Consider the following 20,268-nt stretch of genomic DNA (forward strand, 5'->3'; position numbering starts at 1 on the left):
TCAGAACTGGAGGGACTTGGTCTGGAGGTACTCGGCGAGGCCGTGCGGACCGAGCTCGCGGCCGACGCCGGACTGCTTGTAACCGCCGAAGGGCGCCAGCGGGTTGAACCGGCCGCCGTTGATGTCGACCTGCCCGGTGTCCATACGGCGGGCGAAGGCGACGGCCGCCTCGTCCTGCGCCGCCCAGACCGCGCCGGCCAGACCGTAGACGGTGCCGTTGGCGATGGCCAGCGCGTCTTCCTCGTCCTCGTACTTCAGGATCGAGACGACCGGGCCGAAGATCTCCTCCTGGGCGATCGTCATGCCGGGCGTCACATCCGCGAACACGGTCGGACGGACGTAGTAGCCGGTCTCCAGCGGCGCGTCCGGGCCGCCGGCGACGACGCGGGCCCCCTCGGCGATGCCCTTCTCGATGTACCCGCGGACCCGCTGCTGCTGCCCGGCATTGACGAGCGGGCCGATCCGGTCGCCGGGCACGTACGCGGCGACCGCGGCGGCGGCCAGCGCGACGGCCTCGTCGTACTGGTCCCTGTGCACCAGCATCCGGGTCCACGCGCTGCATGTCTGGCCGGAGTTGGACATCACGTTGGCGATGCCCACGGCCACGGCCTTCGCCAGGTCCGCACCGGGCAGGATGACGTTCGCGGACTTGCCGCCGAGCTCCAGGGCGACGCGCTTGATCGCGGCGCCGGCGGTCGCGCCGATCTGCCTGCCCACGGCCGTGGAGCCGGTGAAGGACACGAGATCGACGTCCTCGTGGGCGGCGAGCGCCTGGCCCGCGACCGGCCCGAGGCCGGTGACGAGGTTGAAGACCCCGGCGGGTACGCCCGCGTCGTGGACGGCCTCGGCGAAGAGCTGCGCGGTCAGCGGAGTGTCCTCGGCGGGCTTGAGGACGACGGTGCAGCCGGCGGCGAGCGCGGGGGCCACCTTGGCGATGACCTGGTGCAGCGGATAGTTCCAGGGCGTGATCGCGGCGACGACGCCGACCGGCTCCATGAGGACGGTGGAGTTGCCGATCCTCTCCTCGAAGGAGTACGTGGCGGCGAGGTCGGCGTACGAGCCCGCGACCATCAGCGGCATGCCCGTGTGCACGGCCCGGGCGAGCCCCGGCGGCGCCCCGAGTTCGGCGGTGACCGTCTGCGCGATCAGGTCCTGGCGGCGTGCCAGTTCGTCGCGCAGGGCCGTGAGCAGGGCGGCGCGTTCGGCGGGCGGCGTGGCCGCCCAGGCCGGCAGCGCCGCGCGGGCCGCCCGTACGGCGGCGTCGACGTCCTCGGGGGTGCCGGCCGGTACGTGGGCGATCACCTGCTCGTCCGCGGGGTTCACCACCGCGATGGTGTCCGTGCCGGCGGCGGGCCGCCACTGGCCGCCGATGTACATGCCGTCGTGGGCCTTCATCGCTCTCCTCCACGCTTCGCGGTCGATCCGGGGCCCAAACTAGCGCTGTTAGTTTTCAGACGCCAGAGGGCACCCGGGGGCGTGGTGGAGAGTAACGGGAGACATGGCGGGCGCAGGCGGGACGAGAGCGTGACTTGCCTGTGCGGACGGCGTCCGCAGGTCACGCGGCGGTGCGGCATCGGACGGCGGACCGCGCATCCCCGCTGAGGGGGGCGCGCGGATCACACCCATCGAACGTCGGTGAGGTGGGCGTCTCCGGCTCGCCCGGCCCATGCGGACCCCCCAGGCATCCGAAGCCCCGGCCCGGGCGGGCCCGCCAGGGCGACGAGGCCCCGGCTCGCCCAGCCCTCAGATGCCCGAAGCCCCAGCTCGCACGGACCGCCGCGCGAACGGACCGGGCGAGCGCACTGGGCGAGCGTCCGGTCTGGACAGCCTCGCTCGGCAGCCGGGGTTTCGGCACCGGGGCGGCGGACGGCCGGGGCCCGGCGAGCGTTCGACCTGCGGTGGGCAGCCCACCCAGCAGGTGGCCCCGGGCGGGGCCCAGGGCCACGCGCGATCACCGCGGGATGGCGGGCGCCGGCGGACGGGAGCGTGCGGCAGTTCCTGTGCGGACGGCGTCCGCAGGTCACGCGAGCGGTGCGGCATCGGACGGCGGACCGCGCGTCCCCGCTGAGGGGGGCGCGCCGATCACACCTATCGAACGTCGGTGAGGTGGGCGTCCCCGGCTCGCCCGGCCCATGCGGACCCCCAGGCATCCGAAGCCCCGGCCCGGGCGGGCCCGCCGCGCGAGCGGACCGGGCGAGCGTCCGGTCTGGACAGCCTCGCTCGGCAGCCGGGGTTTCGGCCGGGCAGCCGAGACCCCGGCGAGCCTCCGACCCGCGGTCGGACAACCCACCCAGCAGCCGGCCCCCGGCACCAGACCGGGCGACACGCCACCCGCGCGAAATCGCCCCCGCAGGTCGCTACGCGTCCGCGCCACGGTGGTCGGCCCGGGGCAGGGGCGACGGGACAGGGGCGGAGACTGCCGCCTCAGGCGCCGGAGCGGCGTGTTCGGGTGGGTGGCGGCGGGCGGACACCGCCGCCGACAGGACCAGCAGCGCGCCGATCACCGCGAACGGCGCGGCCGCGCCCGCCACTCCCGCGAGCAGGCCGGCGCCTGCCGGCGCGGCCACCTGGCCGAGACGGTTCCCGGTCAGGCGCAGCGCGAGCGCTGTCGAGCGCGCCTCGGCGGGGGCCGCCTGCACGACCGTCGTCATCGACAGGGGCTGGCCGGCACCGAGGCAGAAGCCCAGCAGGATCCGCATGGCGGCGAGCGCCCACAGCGGAACGGGCAGCGCGATGCCGCCGCACAGCAGCCCGCCGGCGAGGCAGGTCGTGGTCAGCAGAGCCGTACGGCCCATGAGGCGGATCATCGGGGTCATCACCAGCCGACAGGCGATGGTGGCCGCGGCCCGCAGGCCGAGCAGCACACCGACAACGGCGGGCGCGATGCCCCGGTGTTCGCCGATCACCGGCAGATAGGCGGTGAGGACGTCCGTCGCCGAGAGCACCGCCAGGCTGATGAAGATCCCGGCGGGTACGCCGCGGGCGCGCAGGATGCCCCGTACGGGCACCGTCGTCCGCTCGGCGCGCGGCCGGGGCGGCGTGCGGTGCTCGATGCGCCACAGCGAGGTGAGGGACGCGGCGGCCACGGCCGCCGCCGCGAGCAGCGCGAGTCCGCTCGTACGGGCGACGTCGGCGCCGATCAGCGCACCCGCACCGACCGGTCCGACGAGCTGGCCGAGCGAGGCGCCGATGGTGAAGTGGCCGAAACTGCGGTCCTGTTCGGCGGGCGCGGACTGCCGGGCGACGATCGACTGGGCCCCGATGACGAAGGAGAGGTGACCGAGCCCCATCACGCCGCTCCATGCGGCCATCGCCGCGAGCGAGTCCGCCGTGCCGCTGAGGGCGCAGCCCCCGGAGATGAGGACGACGCCGACGGGCAGCAGGGGTGCGCACCGCCCGTGGTCCGTCCTGCGCCCCAGCGGTACGGCGGCGAACAGGGGAAGCAGTGCGTGGACACCGGCGATCACGCCGATGGCTCGCTCGTCCGCGCCCAGGGACAGGGCCCGGTAGGAAACGGCCGGCCGCGCCATCGACACCGCGCCCTGGGCCAGGGAGAACGCGATGACGAGGCGCAGCAGCCAGCTCCGGGACGGTGCCACCTCAGATGATTCCGAAGAGGATCCCCGCGCCGAGGACCACCAGGGAGGTGAGCGCGGCCCACTTGACCGTGAAGCGGGTGTGGTCGCCGAACTCGACCTTGGCCATGCCGACGAGAACGTACACGGCGGGCACCAGCGGGCTCGACATGTGCAGGGCCTGGCCGACGAGGGAGGCGCGGGCGATCTCCAGCGGGGAGACGCCATGGGCCGCGCCGGCCTCGGCGAGGACGGGCAGGACGCCGAAGTAGAAACCGTCGTTGGACATGAAGTACGTCAGCGGGAGGCTCAACAGGCCCGTGACGACGGCCATGTGCGGACCCATGCCCTCGGGGATCGCGCCGACGAGCCAGTCGGCCATGTGCTCCACCATGCCGGTGCCGGTGAGGACTCCGGTGAAGACGGCGGCGGCGAAGACCATGCCGGCGACGTTGAGGACGTTGTCGGCGTGGGCGGCGATACGGGCCTTCTGGTCGGTCATGCTGGGGAAGTTGACCGTGAGGGCGAGTGCTGCGCCGAGCAGGAAGAGGACGGGGATGGGCAGCAGCTCCATGATCATGGAGGTGAGGAGGACGAGGGTGAGCCCGGCGTTGAACCAGTAGAGCTTCGGGCGCAGGGTGGCGCGGTGGGGGTCGAGCCCCTGGAAGCCCTCATCGGCGGAGCCGGAGCCTTTGTCACCACGAGCCGCGTCGGGTGAACCCGCGCCCGCCCCGGAGCCCTGACCCGCCGCAGGCTGCGCGCCGTCGCCGCCGGCCTTCACCAGCACGGTCTCGGTACGCGGCTGAAGGACCTCGTCGAGAGAGAGGTAGCCGAGGCGCTTGCGCTCGCGCCGGCCGAGGACGTACGCGAGGACCATGACGAACAGGAGACCGACGCCGAGGGCGGGGATCATCGGGACGAAGATGTCGCCCGCGTCCAGCTTGAGCGCGGTCGCCGCCCGGGCGGTGGGACCGCCCCAGGGCAGGGTGTTCATGACGCCGTTCGCCGTGGCCGCGATACCGGTCATGACGACCAGGCTCATCTTCAGGCGCTTGTAGAGCGGATACATCGCCGAGACCGTGATCATGAAGGTCGTCGAGCCGTCACCGTCGAGGGAGACGATGGCGGCCAGGAGCGCCGTACCGATCACGATGCGCAGCGGGTCCGCCTTGCAGAAGCGCAGGATGCCGCGGACGATCGGGTCGAACAGGCCGACGTCGATCATGACGCCGAAATAGACAATGGCGAACATCAGCATCGCGGCCGTGGGCGCGAGATTGCCGACGCCCTCGAGGACGTAGTCCCCGAGATGCGCACCCTTTCCGACGATGACGCAGAAAAGTGCGGGGATGAGGACCAGCGCCGCTATCGGCGACATCTTCTTCATCATGATCAGGACCAGGAAGGTCGCGATCATGGCGAAGCCGAGGATTGTCAGCATGGGGACACCTAACGTTCATCCTTGAACTCCGCCGGGGCGGCGGTTCGGATGACGTTAGGTGTCGTCAAAAGCTGTTAACAAGGTGTTGACCTGTGAGCAATACGAGCAAAACCCCAGGTCAGCGGATGAGTGTTAGTTCCACGGGGAATCCGTTGAGCACCGCCGTGCCCGACAGGGGGTCCAGCCGGGAGCCGTCGAGCAGCTGGTTGACGTTGACGCCGGGCCGGGCGGCGGCCACCGAGAGCCGGGTTCCCGGCCGGTCGTGACCCCAGCCGTGCGGCAGGCTCACCACGCCCGGGCGAATGTCGTCGGTGATCTCCACTGGCGCCTCCACCCGACCGCCGTCCGCCGTGATCGCGACGGTCGCGCCGTCCGTGAGGCCGAGGCGGGCCGCGTCGTCGGGGTGGACGTGGAGGGTGCAGCGGTTGGACCCGCCGCCCAGTGCCGGCACATTGTGCAGCCAGCTGTTGTTGGAGCGCAGATGGCGGCGGCCGACCAGGACGAGCCCCTCGGGACGCCCGTCGAGGGCGCTGCGGAGCCTGGGCAGATCGGCGGCGATCGGCGCGGGCAGCAGTTCTATGCGCCCGCTGCGGGTCCTGAGTACCTGCGGGATGCGCGGCTGGAGGGGGCCGAGGTCGATGCCGTGCGGGTTCTCCAGGAGTTTGGCGAGGGTGAGTTCGTACGGGCCGAGGCGCAGCATCATGTCCAGGCGGCGCTCGGCTCCGCTGCTGCCGGTGAGTTCGGCGGCGAGTTGCGCCGGGTCCTGTCCGTGGACGGGCGAGTGCGGGTCGGCGACGGCCTTGGCGAGGGAGCCCTGGATCACCATGTCGTCGACGGCTGACGGCTCGGCGCCGTGCATGCCGCCGACCGCGAGGAGGAGCCGGGCATGGATCTCGCACTCGTCCATCAGCCCTGGCTCCAGGGGGACGGCGGCGGGGGTGTAGCGGACCTGGTTGCGTACGGCGAGGGCGTTGAAGGCGAAGTCGAAGTGTGCGCTCTGGGACGGGGGCGGCGGGGGCAGCACCACATCCGCGTGGCGTGAGGTCTCGTTCAGGTAGGGGTCGATGCTGACCATGAAGTCCAGGTCGCTCAGCGCCCGGTCGAGACGGTCGCCGTCGGGGGCGGAGAGCACCGGGTTGGCGGCGATGACGAGGAGGGCGCGGATCCGCCCGTCACCCGGCGTCTCGATCTCCTCGGCAAGTGCGGCGATGGGAAGTTCGCCCTTGGCCTCGGGGTGTCCGCCGACACGGCTCGACCAGCGGCCGAGCGCGAAGCCCTTTCCCGGGGCGGCCGGGCGCGGGGCCTTGTCCGTGGCGGAGAGGGGGAAGAGGGCGCCGCCGGGCCGGTCGAGATTGCCGGTGAGGATGTTGAGGACGTCGACGAGCCAGCTCGCGAGGGTGCCGTGCTCCACGGTGCAGCTGCCGATGCGCCCGTAGACGGCGGCGCTCGGGGCGGCGGCGAGTTCGCGGGCGATCGTACGGATCTCCTCGGCGTCCATGTCGCAGGCGGCGGCCACGGCTTCGGGGGTGAAGTCCCTTGTCACGGCCTCGACTTCGCCGAGCTGCTCCACATGCTCCGCGAGGGCGCCGAGATCGGTCAGCCGCTCCTCGAACAGCACCTGGACCAGGGCGGCCAGAAGCAGCGCGTCGGTACCCGGCCGGATCGCGACGTGGCGGTCGGCGAGCCGGGCGGTGCGGGTGCGGCGCGGGTCGACGACGGTGAGCGTGCCGCCGCGGCGGCGCAGGGCCTTGAGCTTGCCGGGGAAGTCGGGAGCGGTGCACAGGCTGCCGTTGGACTCGAGCGGGTTGGCGCCGAGGAGAAGCAGGTGGCCGGTGCGGTCCAGGTCGGGGACGGGGATGGCGACAGCGCTGCCGTAGAGCAGTCCGCTGGAGACGTGCTTGGGCATCTGGTCGAGGGTGGAGGCGCTGAAGATGTTGCGGGTGCGCAGGGTGGACAGCAGGACGGGCGGGTAGAGGCCGCCGGCCATGGTGTGCACATTGGGGTTGCCGAGGACGACGCCGACGGCGTTCGGCCCGTGCTCCTCGACGAGCGGGCGGATGCGGGAGGCGACGAGGCCGAACGCCTCCTCCCAGGAGGCTTCGCGCAACCTGCCGTTCTCGCGGACGAGCGGAGTGCGCAGCCGGTCGGGGTCGGCGTCGAGCTCGCCGAACGAGGCTCCCTTGGGGCAGATGAAGCCCTCGCTGAAGACGTCGTCACGGTCGCCGCGCGCACGCGTGACGCGGGTCCCCTCGATGGTGAGGGTGAGCCCGCACGTGGCCTCGCACAGGGGGCAGATGCGCAGTGCGGTGCGGTCGCCGGCCGTCGGCGGCGAGGTCGCACTGCTGTCAGGTGCGGTACGGAACACGGGTCCTCCCCGGAGGCGGCAGCGGTGACGCGCTTACGATCCCTGAGCATACCGACCGGTATGCACGTGCGGGAGGGTCTTGCCGGGTCGGAAACCTGGGCTTCCTGACTCTCACGCCGTTCGAGGCTCGTCGGCTCCTGCCGCCCGCACGCCGTGCGAGGCTCGTGGGCTTCCCGTCGCTCATGCCGTGCGAGGCTCGCGGGCTCCCCCCGCCCCCACGCCTTGCCGGACACCTCTCACGGCCGTGCCGCAGGCGCGTCCAGCACCTGGGCGAGATACGCCCGCAGCAGCCGCCGCGTCTCCTCCACGATCCCTTCGTCTCCCGACTCCCCTGCGCGGAAGGCCAGTTGCAGCAACGCGTCCGCCGCCTCGACCGCGACCAGGACCGCGCGCCGCAGGTCCGCGTCCGGCGTACGCCCCTGATGGACGGAGAAGAGGTGGACCAGACGGTCCGCGACCTCGTCGTTGGGGCCGGCGACGGGCGCACCGACCGGGACCTGGCCGCCGAAGTCGATCAGGGCGAAGCCGGGGACGGTGCGCTTCATCGCCAGGTACTCGTCGAGCATGACGTCGACCGCGCCGCGCCAGTCCCCCGCCGCCAGGGGGGCGAGCCGGACGGCGATCCGCTCGGTGTACCGATCGAGATTGCGGTGCCCGAGCGCCTCCACGAGCGCGCGTTTGTTGCCGAAGAAGCGGTAGACGGAGCCGATCGGCACGCCCGCCCGCTGCGCCACCGTCCGGGTGGACAGCTCCTCGTAACCGCAGACGTCGAGGAGTTCGGCACAGGCGTCCAGGATGCGCGCGAGCCGCTCGGCGCTGCGCTGCTGCACGGGCGTACGGCGCAGAGGAAGCTGGGACACGCGGTCCATGATGCCGTCCGGTGCCGTTGACGGGGAGGTCACTGCAATCCTACGGTTGTCCATAGGAATGCGAACGGGAACGGAAATCCCTCGGCACCAGGAGCGGGCGATGAGCGGTATCGACCAGAGGCGCAAACTAGTGGACGGACTCACGGAGGAGTCCTTCCTGTCCGGCTTCGGCAACGAGCACAGCTCGGAGTCGGTGGCCGGCGCCCTCCCCCACGGGCGGAACTCACCGCAGCGCGCCCCGCTCGGCCTCTACGCGGAACAGCTCAGCGGCACGGCTTTCACCGAGCCCCGCGCCCACAACCGCCGCTCCTGGCTGTACCGCATCCGCCCCTCCGCCGCACACCCCGCGTACGTCCGCACCGACAACGGCCGGCTCCGCACGGCCCCGTTCAGCGAGACGCCCGATCCCAACCGGCTGCGGTGGAACCCGCTGCCGGATCCGGCGCCCGGCACGGACTGGCTGGCGGGCCTGTGGACGCTCGGCGGCAACGGCGACGTGACGCAGCGCACGGGAATGGCCGTGCACCTCTACCACGCGAACGCCTCCATGGAGCGGGTGTTCAGCGACGCCGACGGCGAGCTGCTCATCGTGCCTGAGCGCGGCGGGCTGCTGCTGGTGACGGAGTTCGGTCTGCTGCCCGCACGGCCCGGCGAGATCGCGCTCGTCCCCCGCGGTGTCCGCTTCCGCGTGGAACTGCTCGACGAGAGCGCCCGCGGCTATGTCTGCGAGAACTACGGACAGCCGTTCCAGCTGCCCGACCTCGGCCTGATCGGTGCCAACGGCCTCGCCAACGCCCGCGACTTCCACGCGCCGGCCGCCGCGTACGAGGACGTCGATGGCCCGGTCGAGGTGGTCAACAAGTTCTGCGGAAACCTGTGGACCGCGACGTACGACCACTCGCCGCTCGACGTCGTCGCCTGGCACGGCAACCATGTCCCGTACGTCTACGACCTGCACCGTTTCAACGTCATCGGCTCGATCTCCTACGACCACCCCGACCCGTCGATCTTCACGGTGCTCACCTCGCCTTCCGACACCCCCGGCCTCGCCGGTGTCGACTTCGTGGTCTTCGCACCCCGCTGGCTGGTCGGCGAGGACACGTTCCGCCCGCCGTACTTCCACCGCAATGTGATGAGCGAGTACATGGGCCTGATCGAGGGCGCCTACGACGCCAAGGCAGCCGGCGAAGGGGGCTTCGTCCCCGGCGGCGGCTCGCTACACAACATGATGTCGGCGCACGGCCCCGACCGGGAGACCTTCGACCGGGCGAGCGCGGTCGAGCTCACGCCGCAGAAGGTCGACAACGGCCTTGCCTTCATGTTCGAGACCCGCTGGCCGGTGATCACCACCGGGCAGGCGGCGAACGCCGACCACCTGCAGAAGGGCTATGACACCGTGTGGCAGGGTCTTGAGCGCCACTTCCGGCCCCAGTAAAGAGATGCCGTGTACGGAGATGCCGTGACCTCCTTCGCCCCGGACTCGCTCGTCCTGAACCGCAAGCTGCCGCTGTGGTACCAGGTCTCGCAGTCGCTGCGCGCCTCGATACTGGGCCGTGCGCCCGAGGCGTCGCTGCGGCTCCCCACCGAGGAACAGCTCGCCCAGCACTACGGGGTGAGCGTGCTCACCATGCGCCAGGCGCTCAAGGAGCTGGAGGAGGAGGGTCTGATCAGCCGCCACCGGCGGCGGGGCACCTTCATCGAGCCGGGGGCGCGGCGGAGCGCGCCGCGGCGGCTGCTGGGCTCGATCGACGCGATCGTGGCCCAGCAGTCGGGCGAGCGCACGACGGTCCTCGGCCACGGACCGCAGCCGGTGCCCGGCGACCTGGCCGAGTATTTCCCGGACACGGACGAGGTCGTGGTGTTCCGGCGGCTGCGGCACGACGGCGACAACGGCGAGCCCACCAACTGGGCGGAGAACGCGTTGCACCCGGACCTCGCGAGGCGTGTGGACTGCGCGGACCTGGAGCGCTGGCCGATGACGAAGGTGCTGCGGGATGTGCTGGGCATCCGGATCAGCAGGATCACGGACACGGTGGAGGCGCGGCTCGCGGACCCGCCGACGGCAGAGCTGCTCCGGGTCCCGCTGCTCAGCCCGATCCTGCACTACACGGGCGTGACGTACGACGAGGACGGCCGGGTCGTGGACGTGGCCCGGATCCGCTACCGCGGGGACCGGTTCTCCTTCTCGGTGACCGTGGATGCCGCGGACTGAGGCGTTTCACTAGCATGCGGACGGTGATTGCTCTCACCGAGGACGTGACCGGGGACGCGCCGCTGCTCGACGACCTCATGCCCTGGTCCGTGGCGCCGCTGCGGCTGGGGCGGGGCTGGGTGATGGCGCCGGACGCCGCGTCGCTGCGCGCCCGCTGGGACGCTCTCGTACGGGCGGGCGACGCCGGGCGCGAGGCACTGTTCGGGCCCACCCGGGCGCGTACGCCGCACAGCGCGGTCGCGCAGCTGCCGGGGCAGGCGACCGGGACCGGGCGGATCGCCCGCGAGACCGGTCGCTGTCCTGAGCCGGTGCGCGTGCTGCACGGCGCGTTCGACGAGCAGTGGCTGATACCGGACAACCGGCTGATCGACGCCGCCCGGCCCGAGTTGTGGCGAGTGCGCGACGAACGGCAGCTCTTCGTCGTCGAGCAGGGTCATGTGCCGAAGGCGTCGGGTCCCGCACTGGTCGTGTCCGCGCTGCTGCCGGACGGGCGCTCACCGGCGGGCCGCCCCGGCCGGATCCGTCCCTTGTACCGCAGGCCGGGTGCGCGGGAGCCGAACGTCGCACCGGGTCTGCTGGATCTGCTCACGGACCGGTACGGGACCGGGGTGGGCGCGCAGGAGCTCGTCTGCTGGGCCCTGGCGACGGCCCACGTCACCTCCGCGGGGTGCGTCGTCCCGCTGCCCGCCGAGCCCGCGGCCTGGGCGGCGGGGGTGGAGCTGGGCCGGCGGGCGCTGCGGATCCAGTTGCGCGGCGCGCACGGCGGGGAACGCCCCAGGCTGCCGGGCGGTCGACGCCCCTATGTGCGGGCGGCCCTGCCCGCCCGGCCGGTCGGGCTGGCGTACGACGCCGCCGAGGAGGCGCTGACCGTCGGGGACAGCGGCCGTGTCGCGCCGGTGCCGCGGGGGGCGTGGGACTTCGAGGCAGGCGGCGTCCGGGTACTGGAGCAGTGGTTCGCACGGCGTACGGCGGCGGGCGAGCCCGGCTCGCTCGAAGCGGTGCGGCCGGCGGCCTGGCCGCAGGAGTGGACGTCCGAGCTCCTGGAGCTGATCACGGTGTTGGCCCTGCTGGCTGAACTGGAGCCGGAGCGGGAGCGGTTGGCCGAAGGGAAGCGGATCGGGGCGGCGGAGCTGCGGGCAGCGGGTGTGCTGCCGCCGCCGGGAGCGGCGCGGCGGCCGGCGTCGGTGCTGGACCATGCGGAGGAGGGCCCGGAGGGTCAGTTCGCCCTGCTGTGACCCGTCTCCACCGCGCCCCTTCGCCTGCCCGGCCGGTCAGGTGAACGAGTCGATCACCCAACGGCTGGACCGGAAGGGCTCGTCTGGCACTGCCGGAAAGCGCTCGTGAGGACCGGGTCGGTCGGCCAGGGCCGGAAAGGGCTGTTAGGACCGGGACGGTTCGTCAAGGGGACACGACGTCGAAGTCACCGGACCGTTTTCATGATCCCCCGGGGTGACAAAGATGGTGGCTGCATATTAGACACGGCCTATGAGCCAACAGCCACTGCCCCTGGACGGCATCACGGTCGTCGCCGTCGAACAGGCCGTCTCGGCGCCGTTCGCCACGCGCCAGCTCGCCGACCTCGGCGCCCGCGTGATCAAGGTGGAGCGCCCGGAGGGCGGTGACTTCGCCCGCGGCTATGACACCGCGGCCCGCGGGCTCGCCTCGCACTTCGTCTGGTGCAACCGCGGCAAGGAGTCCATCGCCGTCGATCTCAAGGACCCTCGCGGACTGGACATCGTGCACCGGCTCGTCGCGGACGCCGATGTGTTCGTGCAGAACCTCGCCCAGGGCGCGGCGGCCCGGCTCGGCCTGGACGCCGCCGCCCTGTGCGCACGGCACCCCCGGCTGATCGCCGTCGACATCTCCGGCTACGGCTCCGGCGGCCCCTACGCCCACAAGCGGGCGTACGACATGCTCGTGCAGTGCGAGGCCGGTCTGGTCTCGGTGACGGGGACGAAGGCCGAGCCGGTGAAGGCGGGCGTCCCGGCGGCCGACATCGCCGCCGCGATGTACGCCTTCTCGGGCGTGCTGGCGGCGCTGCTGCGGCGCGGTACGACGGGCCGCGGCGGTCCGGTCGAGATCTCGATGCTGGAGTCGCTGGCCGAATGGATGGGGCATCCGCTGCACCACGGGATGCATGGAGGTGAAGCACCGGCGCGCACGGGTGTCGCGCACGCCGTCATCTCCCCCTACGACGCGTACGACACCGCCGACGGCAGCCAGGTGCTCCTGTCGGTCCAGAACGACCGCGAGTGGCGCAGGCTCGCCGAACAGGTGCTGGAGCGGCCCGAGTTGGCGCTCGATCCGGGCTTCGCCACCAACACCGCGCGGACGGCGAACCGGAAGCGGACGGACGCGGCGGTGGCCGAGGCCCTGGGGAGGCTGCCGACACGGGAGGCGATCGACCGGCTGGAGGCCGCCGGCATCGCCTGCGCGCGCCTGAACACCGTGACGGACGTGGCAGATCATCCGCAGCTGGCGGCCCGCGACCGCTGGCGCGAGGTCGACTCGCCTGCCGGACCGCTGCGGGCGCTGCTGCCCCCGATCACGCTGCCGGGCGGGGCACCGGCACGGATGGGGGCGATCCCTTCACTCGGCGAGCACACCGACGCGCTGCTGCGGGCCCTGGGGATGACGGATGAGGCCGCAGCGGCGCTGCGCCGGGACGGTGTGGTCGCCTGAGCGGGCCGCGCGAAAGAGGTGGGTCGGGCGGGGTCGGTCAGCCGCGGCTGCCGAAAAGGGAGCGCCGCAGCCGCCGCAGCGGAGCGAACAGCGAGACGCGCGCGCTCTTGCTCGCGCGGCTGTGCCGCACGTCGCGCGAGGTCAGCTCGCGCATCAACAGGGTCGCCTCGGCGGCCTCGCGCTGCGGGACGGCGGGGCCGCCGAGCACCGAGAGGTGGCGGTCGAGACGCGAACTGGTCTCGACGCTTCCGCACGTGATGGCAGGCACACGAGCCCTGCTGCGAACTGTTATCTGATCCATGTCACTCCCCACCCGTACAAGACACCCGGCCCGGGCACATTAACCCTATCTCCCCGGCGGGACACCCGTGTATCCCGCCGGCATGATTCACCGCACTCGGACGGGGGTTGACGATTACTCTCCGAATGCGACTGATTCCAGGGGGAGTTGGATCGGCATTTTCCGGCCAGGTGGACCCGGCCGGAACTGATGGCCGATCAATCAGTGTCATGCGTCCGGCAGTTGGGCTAAATTCGAGTGGTTTTCACCGTGTTGGGCGCCGATCGCGGACAGGGGGCACGGCATGAGCGGACCGCCGGGGACCGGCCGGCTGATTGCGCAGCGCTACCGCCTGATCGGGCCGCTCGGGGAGGGCCGTACGGGCGTGGTGTGGCTGGCGCGCGACGAACTGCTGGGACGTGAGGTGGCGGTCAAGGAGGTCCGCGCCCCGGCCGGTATCGACGCCACGGCGACGCGAGAGCTGTACGGACGGCTGGAGCGGGCCGCCCGGACCGCGGGCCGCGTCTCGCACCGCAACGTGGTCGCCGTCCACGACGTGGCCACCGACGACGGCCGCCCCTGGATCGTGATGGAGCTCGTGCGCGGTATCGCCCTGTCGGACGTACTGGAGGCGGAAGGGCCGATGCCGCCCGCCCGGGCCGCGCACCTCGGGGCCGAGGCCGTGGCCGCCCTGCGCGCCGCGCACGCGGTGGGCGTGGTGCACCACGACGTACGGGCGGCCAACGTCCTGATCGCCAACGACGGCCGGGTGATGCTCACCGGCTTCGCGGCGGCGGCGAGTGCCTCGCAGTCCGTCCCGGCCGGCGAGCCGGGCACCGATGCGGACCTGTGGTCGCTCGGCGCGCTGCTGTACACGACGGTCGAGGGCCGCACCCCGGGCGCGGACGGGGAGATCCGGCCGTCGGAGCGGGCGGGCGCTCTGGCGCCGGTGATCTCTGGGCTGCTGCGGCGGGACGCGGCGGAGCGGATGCCTGCCGAGGAGGCCGAGCACAGGCTGCGGCTGGCCAGCGCGGGCGGAGCGCCGCGCGCCACGGCCGCGACGCCGTCGGGGCCTTCCGCGAGCCGGTCCGGCAGCGACGGTGACGCACCCGCCGGTGGAGCGGGCCGTTCCGGCGGTGCGCCGACGTCCGCCGTCGACGCGCCCGCACGGCACGCCGACGGCGGACCTTCGGCGTTCGCCGACGAGCCGCGCCGAGCCGCGGCGGTGCTGGTGGCAGGCGTGGTGGCGCTCCTCGTGGCGGTCGCGGCACTGGTCTGGGCGGTACTGGCGGGATGAATGCCCGGCGCGGGGCCGGCGGAGTGAATGCGCGGCGCGGCCGGCGGAGTGAACACACAGACCCTGCCCGGCCAACGAACGCGCAGGCCCTGCCCGGTTGGTGGCCGGTCAGGACCTTCGGCGCCGTGGGGGAAGAACGACCGTCCGGTCCCGCCGGACGGGCGTCCGGTCAGGCGTGGGACGTGAAGACCGGCAGATAGCCGCCGGACTGTCCGGACGCCGTCGGGTGGTAGGAGTCGCTCATGTTGAACCAGTTGACGCTGTGCAGCCAGGCGGCTCCGGAGCAGATCTCGTGCCCGGTGAAGGCGGAGACGACGCTCGCGAAGGTGTACCCGTTGTCGGCCGCGCGCTTGGCGGTCGCCGTGTTGAGATGGTCGGCCGCCCCGTTGATGGCGGACCGCTTGGTCTCACTCATTCCGGCCGTGCAACTGCCGTTGAGCTTGTAGAAGCGCGGATAGCCGAGGACGACCACCCGGGCGGCGGGCGCCTTGGCCCTGATCGCCGAGTACACCTGGTCGAGCTTGCCGGGCAGGGTCGTGTCGACGTAGCGCTTGGCCTCCTCGATCCGTGCCAGGCATTCGGCGTCGGAGCTGAGGACGCAGGTGGTCATCACGTCGGCGAAGCCGGCGTCGTTGCCGCCGACCGAGATCGAGACGAGATCGGTCGCCGCGCTGAGCGGCCCGAGCTGACCGGAGGTCACATCACCGGTACGCGCGCCCGAGCAGGCGGTGAACGCGAAGGACGAGGGCGAGTTGGCGGCGGCCCACAGTTTGGGGTAGGCGCGGGTGCTGCGCTTGCAGTTGCCACTTGAGCTGTCGTAACTGCCCGCTCCCACACCGGAGGAGTAGGAGTCGCCGAGTGCCACGTAGTCGACTGACTGGGCGGTGGAATCGGCCTGCGCCTGGCCCGCTCCCGTGAGAGCGAGAACGGCGCCGAGGAGGAGTGAGGATGAGAATGCCGCGACTCGGGACAGTTTCATGGAACCTCCCTTGAGCAGGATCTCTGCCTCAACTTTCGTAGCAGCGGACCGACTTGACAGGAAGTGTCCATGCCAAAGATGTTACTGACGGGTCATTGGCCTGAGGCGCCGTCCGAAGCGAGGGGGTGAGTGCCCCGGGAGCCGTACGCCGCACGGGCGGCGATGCCGGCTCGACGAGCGGCGATGCGCGCCTCAACGGACAGCGATGCCGACTCAAGCACCCTGCACGGAGCGCCGCTTCGTCACGGCCGTATGGGCGACGTCCCCCTGCGTGCCCGGACGCTCTTCCAGCCGCCCGCATGCGGGCGGCCCACCGGTACACCCGGCGGATCCCAGGCAGTCTCAGCCGGTGAAGCACCCGGCCGCCCCGGCCAGGACTCCCCGAATCACGGCCAGGCTCAGCCGGTGAAGCACCCGGCGCCGCACCGGCCGAAACACCGTGGCAAAACACCGTGCGGCGCCAGGGACCGTGCCGGATCATGGGGCCCATGTCTGCCAACCCGTACGATGCCCTGCCGATCCGGCTCAACGTCGACGACAGCGACTCACCGTCGGATGTCGTCGATGCGCTGTTCCTCGGCCGCTTCGCGGCGGGCGAGCAGCCGTACTCGTACAGTTCGACGATCGACCGCGTCAAGCCGAGCGCCACACTGCTGCCGCTCTCGGCGTCGGTGCTGCGGTCGGCCCGCGACGACGACCGCAGCGCCACGCTCGCCGAGGGCGAGGGCTGGACACTGCTGATCTCGCGCTGGAGCCGGGGCGCGGACGTCACGGTGACCGCCGTCAGCTCCGAGCTGGCCGAGAAGGTGCTCAAGGAGGCCACCGACGGCGCGACCGACGAGCCCGAACCGCAGCCGGAGAACGTGACCATGGGTTTCTGGTACGTCTCGCCGCGACGCGGTCCGCACCGGACGACGCGTCAGATCTCCGCGGGCACATGGGAGGAGATCCGGCCCAACTACACGGCGCCGGTGGCCGACGCGATGGACCGGCTGATGAAGGTCACCCCCGACGACATCGCCGGCCGGCTGCTGCTGCTCCACGGCCCGCCCGGCACGGGCAAGACGTCGGCGCTGCGCACCCTGGCCCGCTCCTGGCGCGACTGGTGCCAGGTGGACTGCGTGCTGGATCCGGAGCGGCTGTTCAACGACGTGGGCTACCTGATGGACATCGCCATCGGCGAGGACGAGGGCACGGCCAAGGGCCGCTGGCGGCTGCTCCTGCTGGAGGACTGCGACGAGCTGATCCGCGGGGAGGCCCGGCACACGGCGGGCCAGGCGCTGTCACGGCTGCTCAACCTGACGGACGGTCTGCTGGGCCAGGGCCGCAACGTCCTGGTCGGCGTCACGACCAACGAGGACCTGGAGCGCCTCCACCCGGCCGTGGTCCGCCCGGGCCGGTGCCTGGCCAGGATCGAGGTGGGCCCGCTGACGCGCGACGAGGCACTGTCCTGGCTGGGCGACGAAGCCGACGGCCGGGAGGACGTCGTGGGCCGCGAGGGCGCGACGCTGGCGGAACTGTTCGCCCTGCGCCGCGGCACGTCCCCGACCTCGGTGCCTGCACAGTCCTCGGGGGTGGACGCGGGGCTGTACCTGTAGCGGACGGGCCGGGGCGCGCCTACTCCCCCGCGCCGTACGCCGCGCGCAGTGCGTCCGCCACGGCGGCGCGGGCCGCCTCCTCGGAGAGGCCCAGGCGGCGGGCCCGGTCCGCGTACGAGGCCGCCGCCGCGGCGGCCTGGCGCGCTGCCGCGTCGCCCGCCGCCGCCACGAACGTGCCGTTGCGGCCGCGTGTCTCGATCACGCCGTCGCTCTCGAGCGCCCGGTACGCCTTGGCCACGGTGTTGGCGGCGAGACCCAGTTCCTCGGCGAGGCCACGGACGGTCGGCAGCCGGAAGCCCACCGGCAGCACGCCCGAGCGGGCCTGCTCGGAGATCTGGGCGCGCACCTGCTCGTACGGCGCGTCCGCGCCTTCCGCGTCGATGGTGATGTTCAGCGTCACGCCATGATTGTCCCCCACTCCCGGTAATGGGGAGGCGGCACACTCGCGCACCCACGTACCGTGCCTCACCATGACTGTGACCGTTCGTGATTTCCGTGCCGAGGACGCCGAGGCGGTGACCCTCGTCCGGCGTGCCGCGCTGCCGTGCGAGGTGACGACTCCCGAGTCGCTCCTGTCCGGCGTGAAGAACGCCAACCCGGCGAAGAAGTACCGGCTGTTGGTCGCCGAGCGGGAGGGCGAGATCATCGGCACCGCACACGCCGGCATCGCCTACGACTCGTCCGACCCGGGGCAGTCGTACGTCACCCCGCATGTGCACCCGGACCACCGCGGTCACGGCGCCGGCGGGCTGCTGCTGCGCACGGCGGAGGAGCATCTCGGCGCACACGGCGCGACGTCCGTCTACGCATGGGCGATGGACGACCCCGAGTCCCTGGCGTTCGCCGGGAAGCGGGGTTACCGCCCGACCCGCACCGCGCACTTCCAGCGGCTCGATCTGGCGCACGGCACCCTGCCGGAGCTGCCTGCGCTGCCGCCTGGTGTCGAGCTGCGCACGGCCGCGGACTACGAGGACGACCCCCGGCCGCTGTTCCTCGCGGATGCCGAGACGACGGCGGACGAGCCCGGTGACATCAGCACGGACTTCACCGACTACGAGGACTGGATCGCGCACACCTGGAACGATCCGCTGCTGGACCGCCGCCTGACGACCGTCGTCGTCGTGGACGGCGAGGTCGCCGCCTTCACCGCGGCCCTGACGGACCGTGGCACGCGCTACGCCAGCGGGATGACGGGCACGATGCGCGCCCACCGCGGCAGGGGCCTGGCCAAGCTCGCCAAGACGGACTCGCTGCGCCGGGCGAGGGAGGCCGGTTTCACGGACGCGTTCACCAACAACGACGCGGACAACGGCCCGATGCTCGCGATCAACCGGTGGTTCGGCTACGAGGTCTTTGTGACGGAGGTGCGCCATGTCCGCGAGCTCGGTTGAGGTCCGGCTGGTCAAGGCGGGCGCGACGAAGATCCGCTACCCGGCCGAGCCCCTCTTCGACGACGGCGCCCGGCTCACCGTCCGCGCGCCGTGGGCGGCTCCCGGCGTGCGCGACTTCGGCTTCGTGCGGTTCGAGCCGGGTGATGTGTTCACCGAGCACTACTGGCGCGACCGGTGGTACGCGGTGAAGGAGGTCCGCGCCGGCGACGGCGTGCTCAAGGGCTGGTACTGCGACATCACACGGCCTGCCGTGGTCGACGGCACCGAGGTGGTCGTCGAGGACCTGGACCTCGATCTGTGGGTGTCCGCCGACGGAGGCACGGTCCTGCGGCTGGACGAGGACGAGTTCGCCGCGAGCGGCCTGCGCGAGCGGGACCCGCGGGCGGCGGACGAGGCCGAGCGCGCCCTCGACACGCTCGAAGCCCTCGCCCGCGCAAGCCGCTTCAGCGAGCTCCTCGGCTGAGCGGAAGCACCACCGACCGGTCCGGGCCGCCCACCGCGTGGGCGATCGGGTCGCCGTCCGCGTGCCAGTGGACGACGAAGCGGTCGCCCCGGCGGTAGGCCTCCAGCCCCGCCCGGCAGTAGGCCACCATGTCGTCGGGCAGCGCGTCCAGTCGGTGCCAGGCGATCTCGGAGCACTTGTCCGGCTCGCGGTTGTACGGCTCTCCGCCAGTGCCGTGGTCCGCTTCGAAGAACCACCCGGTGCGCGGCGCTCCGCCCGGGCCGCGGTGCTGCATCACCAGGGCGGCGCGCAGATCGCCGGGCATCAGCTCGACACCGACCTCCTCGGCCGCCTCGCGCACCATGGCGGCGCGCACGTCCTCACCGTCCTCGACGTGACCCGACGGCCCGTTCCACAGGCCGTCGCCGTAGCCCGTGCCCGCGCGGCGGGCGAGCAGCACCTCGTCCCCGCGGCGCAGCACCAGGTGCACGTCGATCACCTCGGTGTGCCGGCGGGGCGGGGCCGTGCACGCCACCAGCGCATAGCGCTCGTCGTCGACCTGCCTGCCCCACAGGGCGGGGTCGTCCGAGAGGCGCTCGTGGTGGATCCGGTCGGCCAGCGGTGCGAGGACCGCGGTGACGCGCGCGGCCGGCAGCCCGTCACCTCCCCAGACGCCCTCGACGAGGACGAGCCGGCCGCCCGGGCGCAGGAGCGAGGCCCAGTGGCGCAGGACGGCCTCGGGATCGGGCAGCAGCCACACGACGTGCCGGGCGAGGACGACGTCGAACCGGCGCTCGCCGACCGGGGGCAGGTCCGCCGGGCCGAGCAGGACCTCGGCACCGGTGCCGGCGAGCTTGGCCCGCGCTCTGGCCACCATCTCGGGCGCGAGGTCGACGCCGGTCACCCGATGGCCCTGTTCGGTGGCGAGGAGGGAGAGGCTGCCGGTGCCGCAGCCGAGGTCGAGCACGTCGGACGGGTGTGGCGGCAGCCACCGCGCGAGCCTGTCGGCCCATGCGCGCCGGACCTCCGGGTCCGCCAGGCCGTGGTCGGGCTCCTGATCGAACGTGCCGGCCAGGGCGTTCCAGTCGTTCGTCGTCATGGTCCGATCGTCGCAGCCGCCACTGACAACGGGCCCCT

Annotated in this window: 17 protein-coding genes; 8 read left to right on the top strand and 9 right to left on the bottom strand. The window is 72.5% G+C overall.

Translation table 11 applies throughout. The annotated features are described in order from the left end of the window. From J7E88_RS31130 to J7E88_RS31150, 5 genes are all read right to left on the bottom strand, one after another. Complete coding sequence (locus J7E88_RS31130; protein ID WP_215186790.1) at window positions 1-1,395, bottom strand: aldehyde dehydrogenase family protein; 1,395 nt, start codon at window positions 1,393-1,395, stop codon at window positions 1-3. A 962-nt stretch (window positions 1,396-2,357) separates the two neighbouring features. Continuing rightward, complete coding sequence (locus tag J7E88_RS31135; protein WP_215186791.1) at window positions 2,358-3,599, bottom strand: MFS transporter; 1,242 nt, start codon at window positions 3,597-3,599, stop codon at window positions 2,358-2,360. Between the two features lies 1 nt (window position 3,600). Next, window positions 3,601-5,016, bottom strand: a complete 1,416-nt coding sequence (locus tag J7E88_RS31140) for a CitMHS family transporter (RefSeq protein ID WP_215186792.1) — start codon at window positions 5,014-5,016, stop codon at window positions 3,601-3,603. A gap of 118 nt (window positions 5,017-5,134) precedes the next feature. After that, on the bottom strand, window positions 5,135-7,381 hold the full coding sequence (locus tag J7E88_RS31145) for a molybdopterin oxidoreductase family protein (protein ID WP_215186793.1): 2,247 nt from the start codon (window positions 7,379-7,381) through the stop codon (window positions 5,135-5,137). A 236-nt stretch (window positions 7,382-7,617) separates the two neighbouring features. Then, on the bottom strand, window positions 7,618-8,250 hold the full coding sequence (locus J7E88_RS31150; protein ID WP_215186860.1) for a TetR/AcrR family transcriptional regulator: 633 nt from the start codon (window positions 8,248-8,250) through the stop codon (window positions 7,618-7,620). Window positions 8,251-8,350: 100 nt separating this feature from the next. Between J7E88_RS31150 and hmgA the strand changes: the two genes are divergently transcribed. The 4 genes from hmgA to J7E88_RS31170 all read left to right on the top strand — a co-directional run bounded on the left by hmgA (window position 8,351) and on the right by J7E88_RS31170 (window position 13,144). Beyond that, the gene (gene hmgA / locus J7E88_RS31155; RefSeq protein WP_215186794.1) at window positions 8,351-9,685 is read left to right on the top strand and encodes a homogentisate 1,2-dioxygenase; all 1,335 of its coding nucleotides are present in this window, start codon (window positions 8,351-8,353) and stop codon (window positions 9,683-9,685) included. Between the two features lie 24 nt (window positions 9,686-9,709). Further along, window positions 9,710-10,462 carry a GntR family transcriptional regulator gene (locus tag J7E88_RS31160; protein ID WP_215186795.1) on the top strand — a complete coding sequence of 251 codons (753 nt, stop codon included), beginning with the start codon at window positions 9,710-9,712 and terminating at the stop codon, window positions 10,460-10,462. 14 nt (window positions 10,463-10,476) lie between these two features. After that, complete coding sequence (locus tag J7E88_RS31165) at window positions 10,477-11,697, top strand: type ISP restriction/modification enzyme (protein WP_215186796.1); 1,221 nt, start codon at window positions 10,477-10,479, stop codon at window positions 11,695-11,697. 250 nt (window positions 11,698-11,947) lie between these two features. After that, window positions 11,948-13,144, top strand: a complete 1,197-nt coding sequence (locus tag J7E88_RS31170) for a CaiB/BaiF CoA-transferase family protein (protein ID WP_215186797.1) — start codon at window positions 11,948-11,950, stop codon at window positions 13,142-13,144. 37 nt (window positions 13,145-13,181) lie between these two features. Here J7E88_RS31170 and J7E88_RS31175 read toward each other — a convergent pair whose 3' ends face one another. Then, the gene (locus J7E88_RS31175; RefSeq protein WP_215186798.1) at window positions 13,182-13,445 is read right to left on the bottom strand and encodes a hypothetical protein; all 264 of its coding nucleotides are present in this window, start codon (window positions 13,443-13,445) and stop codon (window positions 13,182-13,184) included. A gap of 283 nt (window positions 13,446-13,728) precedes the next feature. Between J7E88_RS31175 and J7E88_RS31180 the strand changes: the two genes are divergently transcribed. Continuing rightward, window positions 13,729-14,721, top strand: coding sequence for a serine/threonine-protein kinase (locus J7E88_RS31180; RefSeq protein ID WP_215186799.1), 993 nt, complete (start codon window positions 13,729-13,731; stop codon window positions 14,719-14,721). 169 nt (window positions 14,722-14,890) lie between these two features. On the opposite strand, the gene J7E88_RS31185 is transcribed toward J7E88_RS31180, so the two are convergent. Beyond that, a complete protein-coding gene (locus J7E88_RS31185) occupies window positions 14,891-15,700 on the bottom strand; it encodes an SGNH/GDSL hydrolase family protein (protein WP_215186800.1) in 810 nt (269 codons plus the stop codon). A 488-nt stretch (window positions 15,701-16,188) separates the two neighbouring features. Here J7E88_RS31185 and J7E88_RS31190 point away from each other — a divergent pair, with 488 nt between their 5' ends. After that, a complete protein-coding gene (locus J7E88_RS31190; RefSeq protein ID WP_215186801.1) occupies window positions 16,189-17,298 on the top strand; it encodes a DUF5925 domain-containing protein in 1,110 nt (369 codons plus the stop codon). 19 nt (window positions 17,299-17,317) lie between these two features. Here the strand turns inward: J7E88_RS31190 and J7E88_RS31195 are convergent, their stop codons facing one another. Continuing rightward, a complete protein-coding gene (locus J7E88_RS31195; RefSeq protein WP_215186802.1) occupies window positions 17,318-17,698 on the bottom strand; it encodes a GntR family transcriptional regulator in 381 nt (126 codons plus the stop codon). A 70-nt stretch (window positions 17,699-17,768) separates the two neighbouring features. Here J7E88_RS31195 and J7E88_RS31200 point away from each other — a divergent pair, with 70 nt between their 5' ends. Both J7E88_RS31200 and J7E88_RS31205 read left to right on the top strand, forming a co-directional pair. Beyond that, entirely contained in the window at window positions 17,769-18,689 is a 921-nt protein-coding gene (locus J7E88_RS31200; protein ID WP_215186803.1) for a GNAT family N-acetyltransferase, read from the top strand. Then, a complete protein-coding gene (locus tag J7E88_RS31205) occupies window positions 18,670-19,152 on the top strand; it encodes a DUF402 domain-containing protein (protein ID WP_215186804.1) in 483 nt (160 codons plus the stop codon). The genes J7E88_RS31200 and J7E88_RS31205 overlap by 20 nt, the downstream gene beginning before the upstream one ends. Here the strand turns inward: J7E88_RS31205 and J7E88_RS31210 are convergent. Continuing rightward, window positions 19,133-20,230: a methyltransferase domain-containing protein gene (locus J7E88_RS31210; RefSeq protein ID WP_215186805.1), complete on the bottom strand. Its 1,098-nt coding sequence runs from the start codon at window positions 20,228-20,230 to the stop codon at window positions 19,133-19,135. The genes J7E88_RS31205 and J7E88_RS31210 overlap by 20 nt on opposite strands. Window positions 20,231-20,268: the final 38 nt, after the last annotated feature.

The organism is Streptomyces sp. ISL-10 (genome assembly GCF_018614575.1).
Classification (GTDB): Bacteria; Actinomycetota; Actinomycetes; order Streptomycetales; family Streptomycetaceae; genus Streptomyces.

Excerpts from the sequence above, each read along its gene's own strand:
- J7E88_RS31175 (WP_215186798.1), bottom strand. The coding sequence starts at position 13,445 with ATGGATCAGATAACAGTTCGCAGCAGGGCTCGTGTGCCTGCCATCACG.
- J7E88_RS31205 (WP_215186804.1), top strand. The coding sequence starts at position 18,670 with ATGTCCGCGAGCTCGGTTGAGGTCCGGCTGGTCAAGGCGGGCGCGACG.
- J7E88_RS31200 (WP_215186803.1), top strand. The coding sequence starts at position 17,769 with ATGACTGTGACCGTTCGTGATTTCCGTGCCGAGGACGCCGAGGCGGTG.
- J7E88_RS31165 (WP_215186796.1), top strand. The coding sequence starts at position 10,477 with ATGCGGACGGTGATTGCTCTCACCGAGGACGTGACCGGGGACGCGCCG.
- J7E88_RS31130 (WP_215186790.1), bottom strand. The coding sequence starts at position 1,395 with ATGAAGGCCCACGACGGCATGTACATCGGCGGCCAGTGGCGGCCCGCC.
- J7E88_RS31150 (WP_215186860.1), bottom strand. The coding sequence starts at position 8,250 with ATGGACCGCGTGTCCCAGCTTCCTCTGCGCCGTACGCCCGTGCAGCAG.
- J7E88_RS31170 (WP_215186797.1), top strand. The coding sequence starts at position 11,948 with ATGAGCCAACAGCCACTGCCCCTGGACGGCATCACGGTCGTCGCCGTC.
- J7E88_RS31210 (WP_215186805.1), bottom strand. The coding sequence starts at position 20,230 with ATGACGACGAACGACTGGAACGCCCTGGCCGGCACGTTCGATCAGGAG.
- J7E88_RS31190 (WP_215186801.1), top strand. The coding sequence starts at position 16,189 with ATGTCTGCCAACCCGTACGATGCCCTGCCGATCCGGCTCAACGTCGAC.
- J7E88_RS31140 (WP_215186792.1), bottom strand. The coding sequence starts at position 5,016 with ATGCTGACAATCCTCGGCTTCGCCATGATCGCGACCTTCCTGGTCCTG.
- J7E88_RS31180 (WP_215186799.1), top strand. The coding sequence starts at position 13,729 with ATGAGCGGACCGCCGGGGACCGGCCGGCTGATTGCGCAGCGCTACCGC.
- hmgA (WP_215186794.1), top strand. The coding sequence starts at position 8,351 with ATGAGCGGTATCGACCAGAGGCGCAAACTAGTGGACGGACTCACGGAG.
- J7E88_RS31185 (WP_215186800.1), bottom strand. The coding sequence starts at position 15,700 with ATGAAACTGTCCCGAGTCGCGGCATTCTCATCCTCACTCCTCCTCGGC.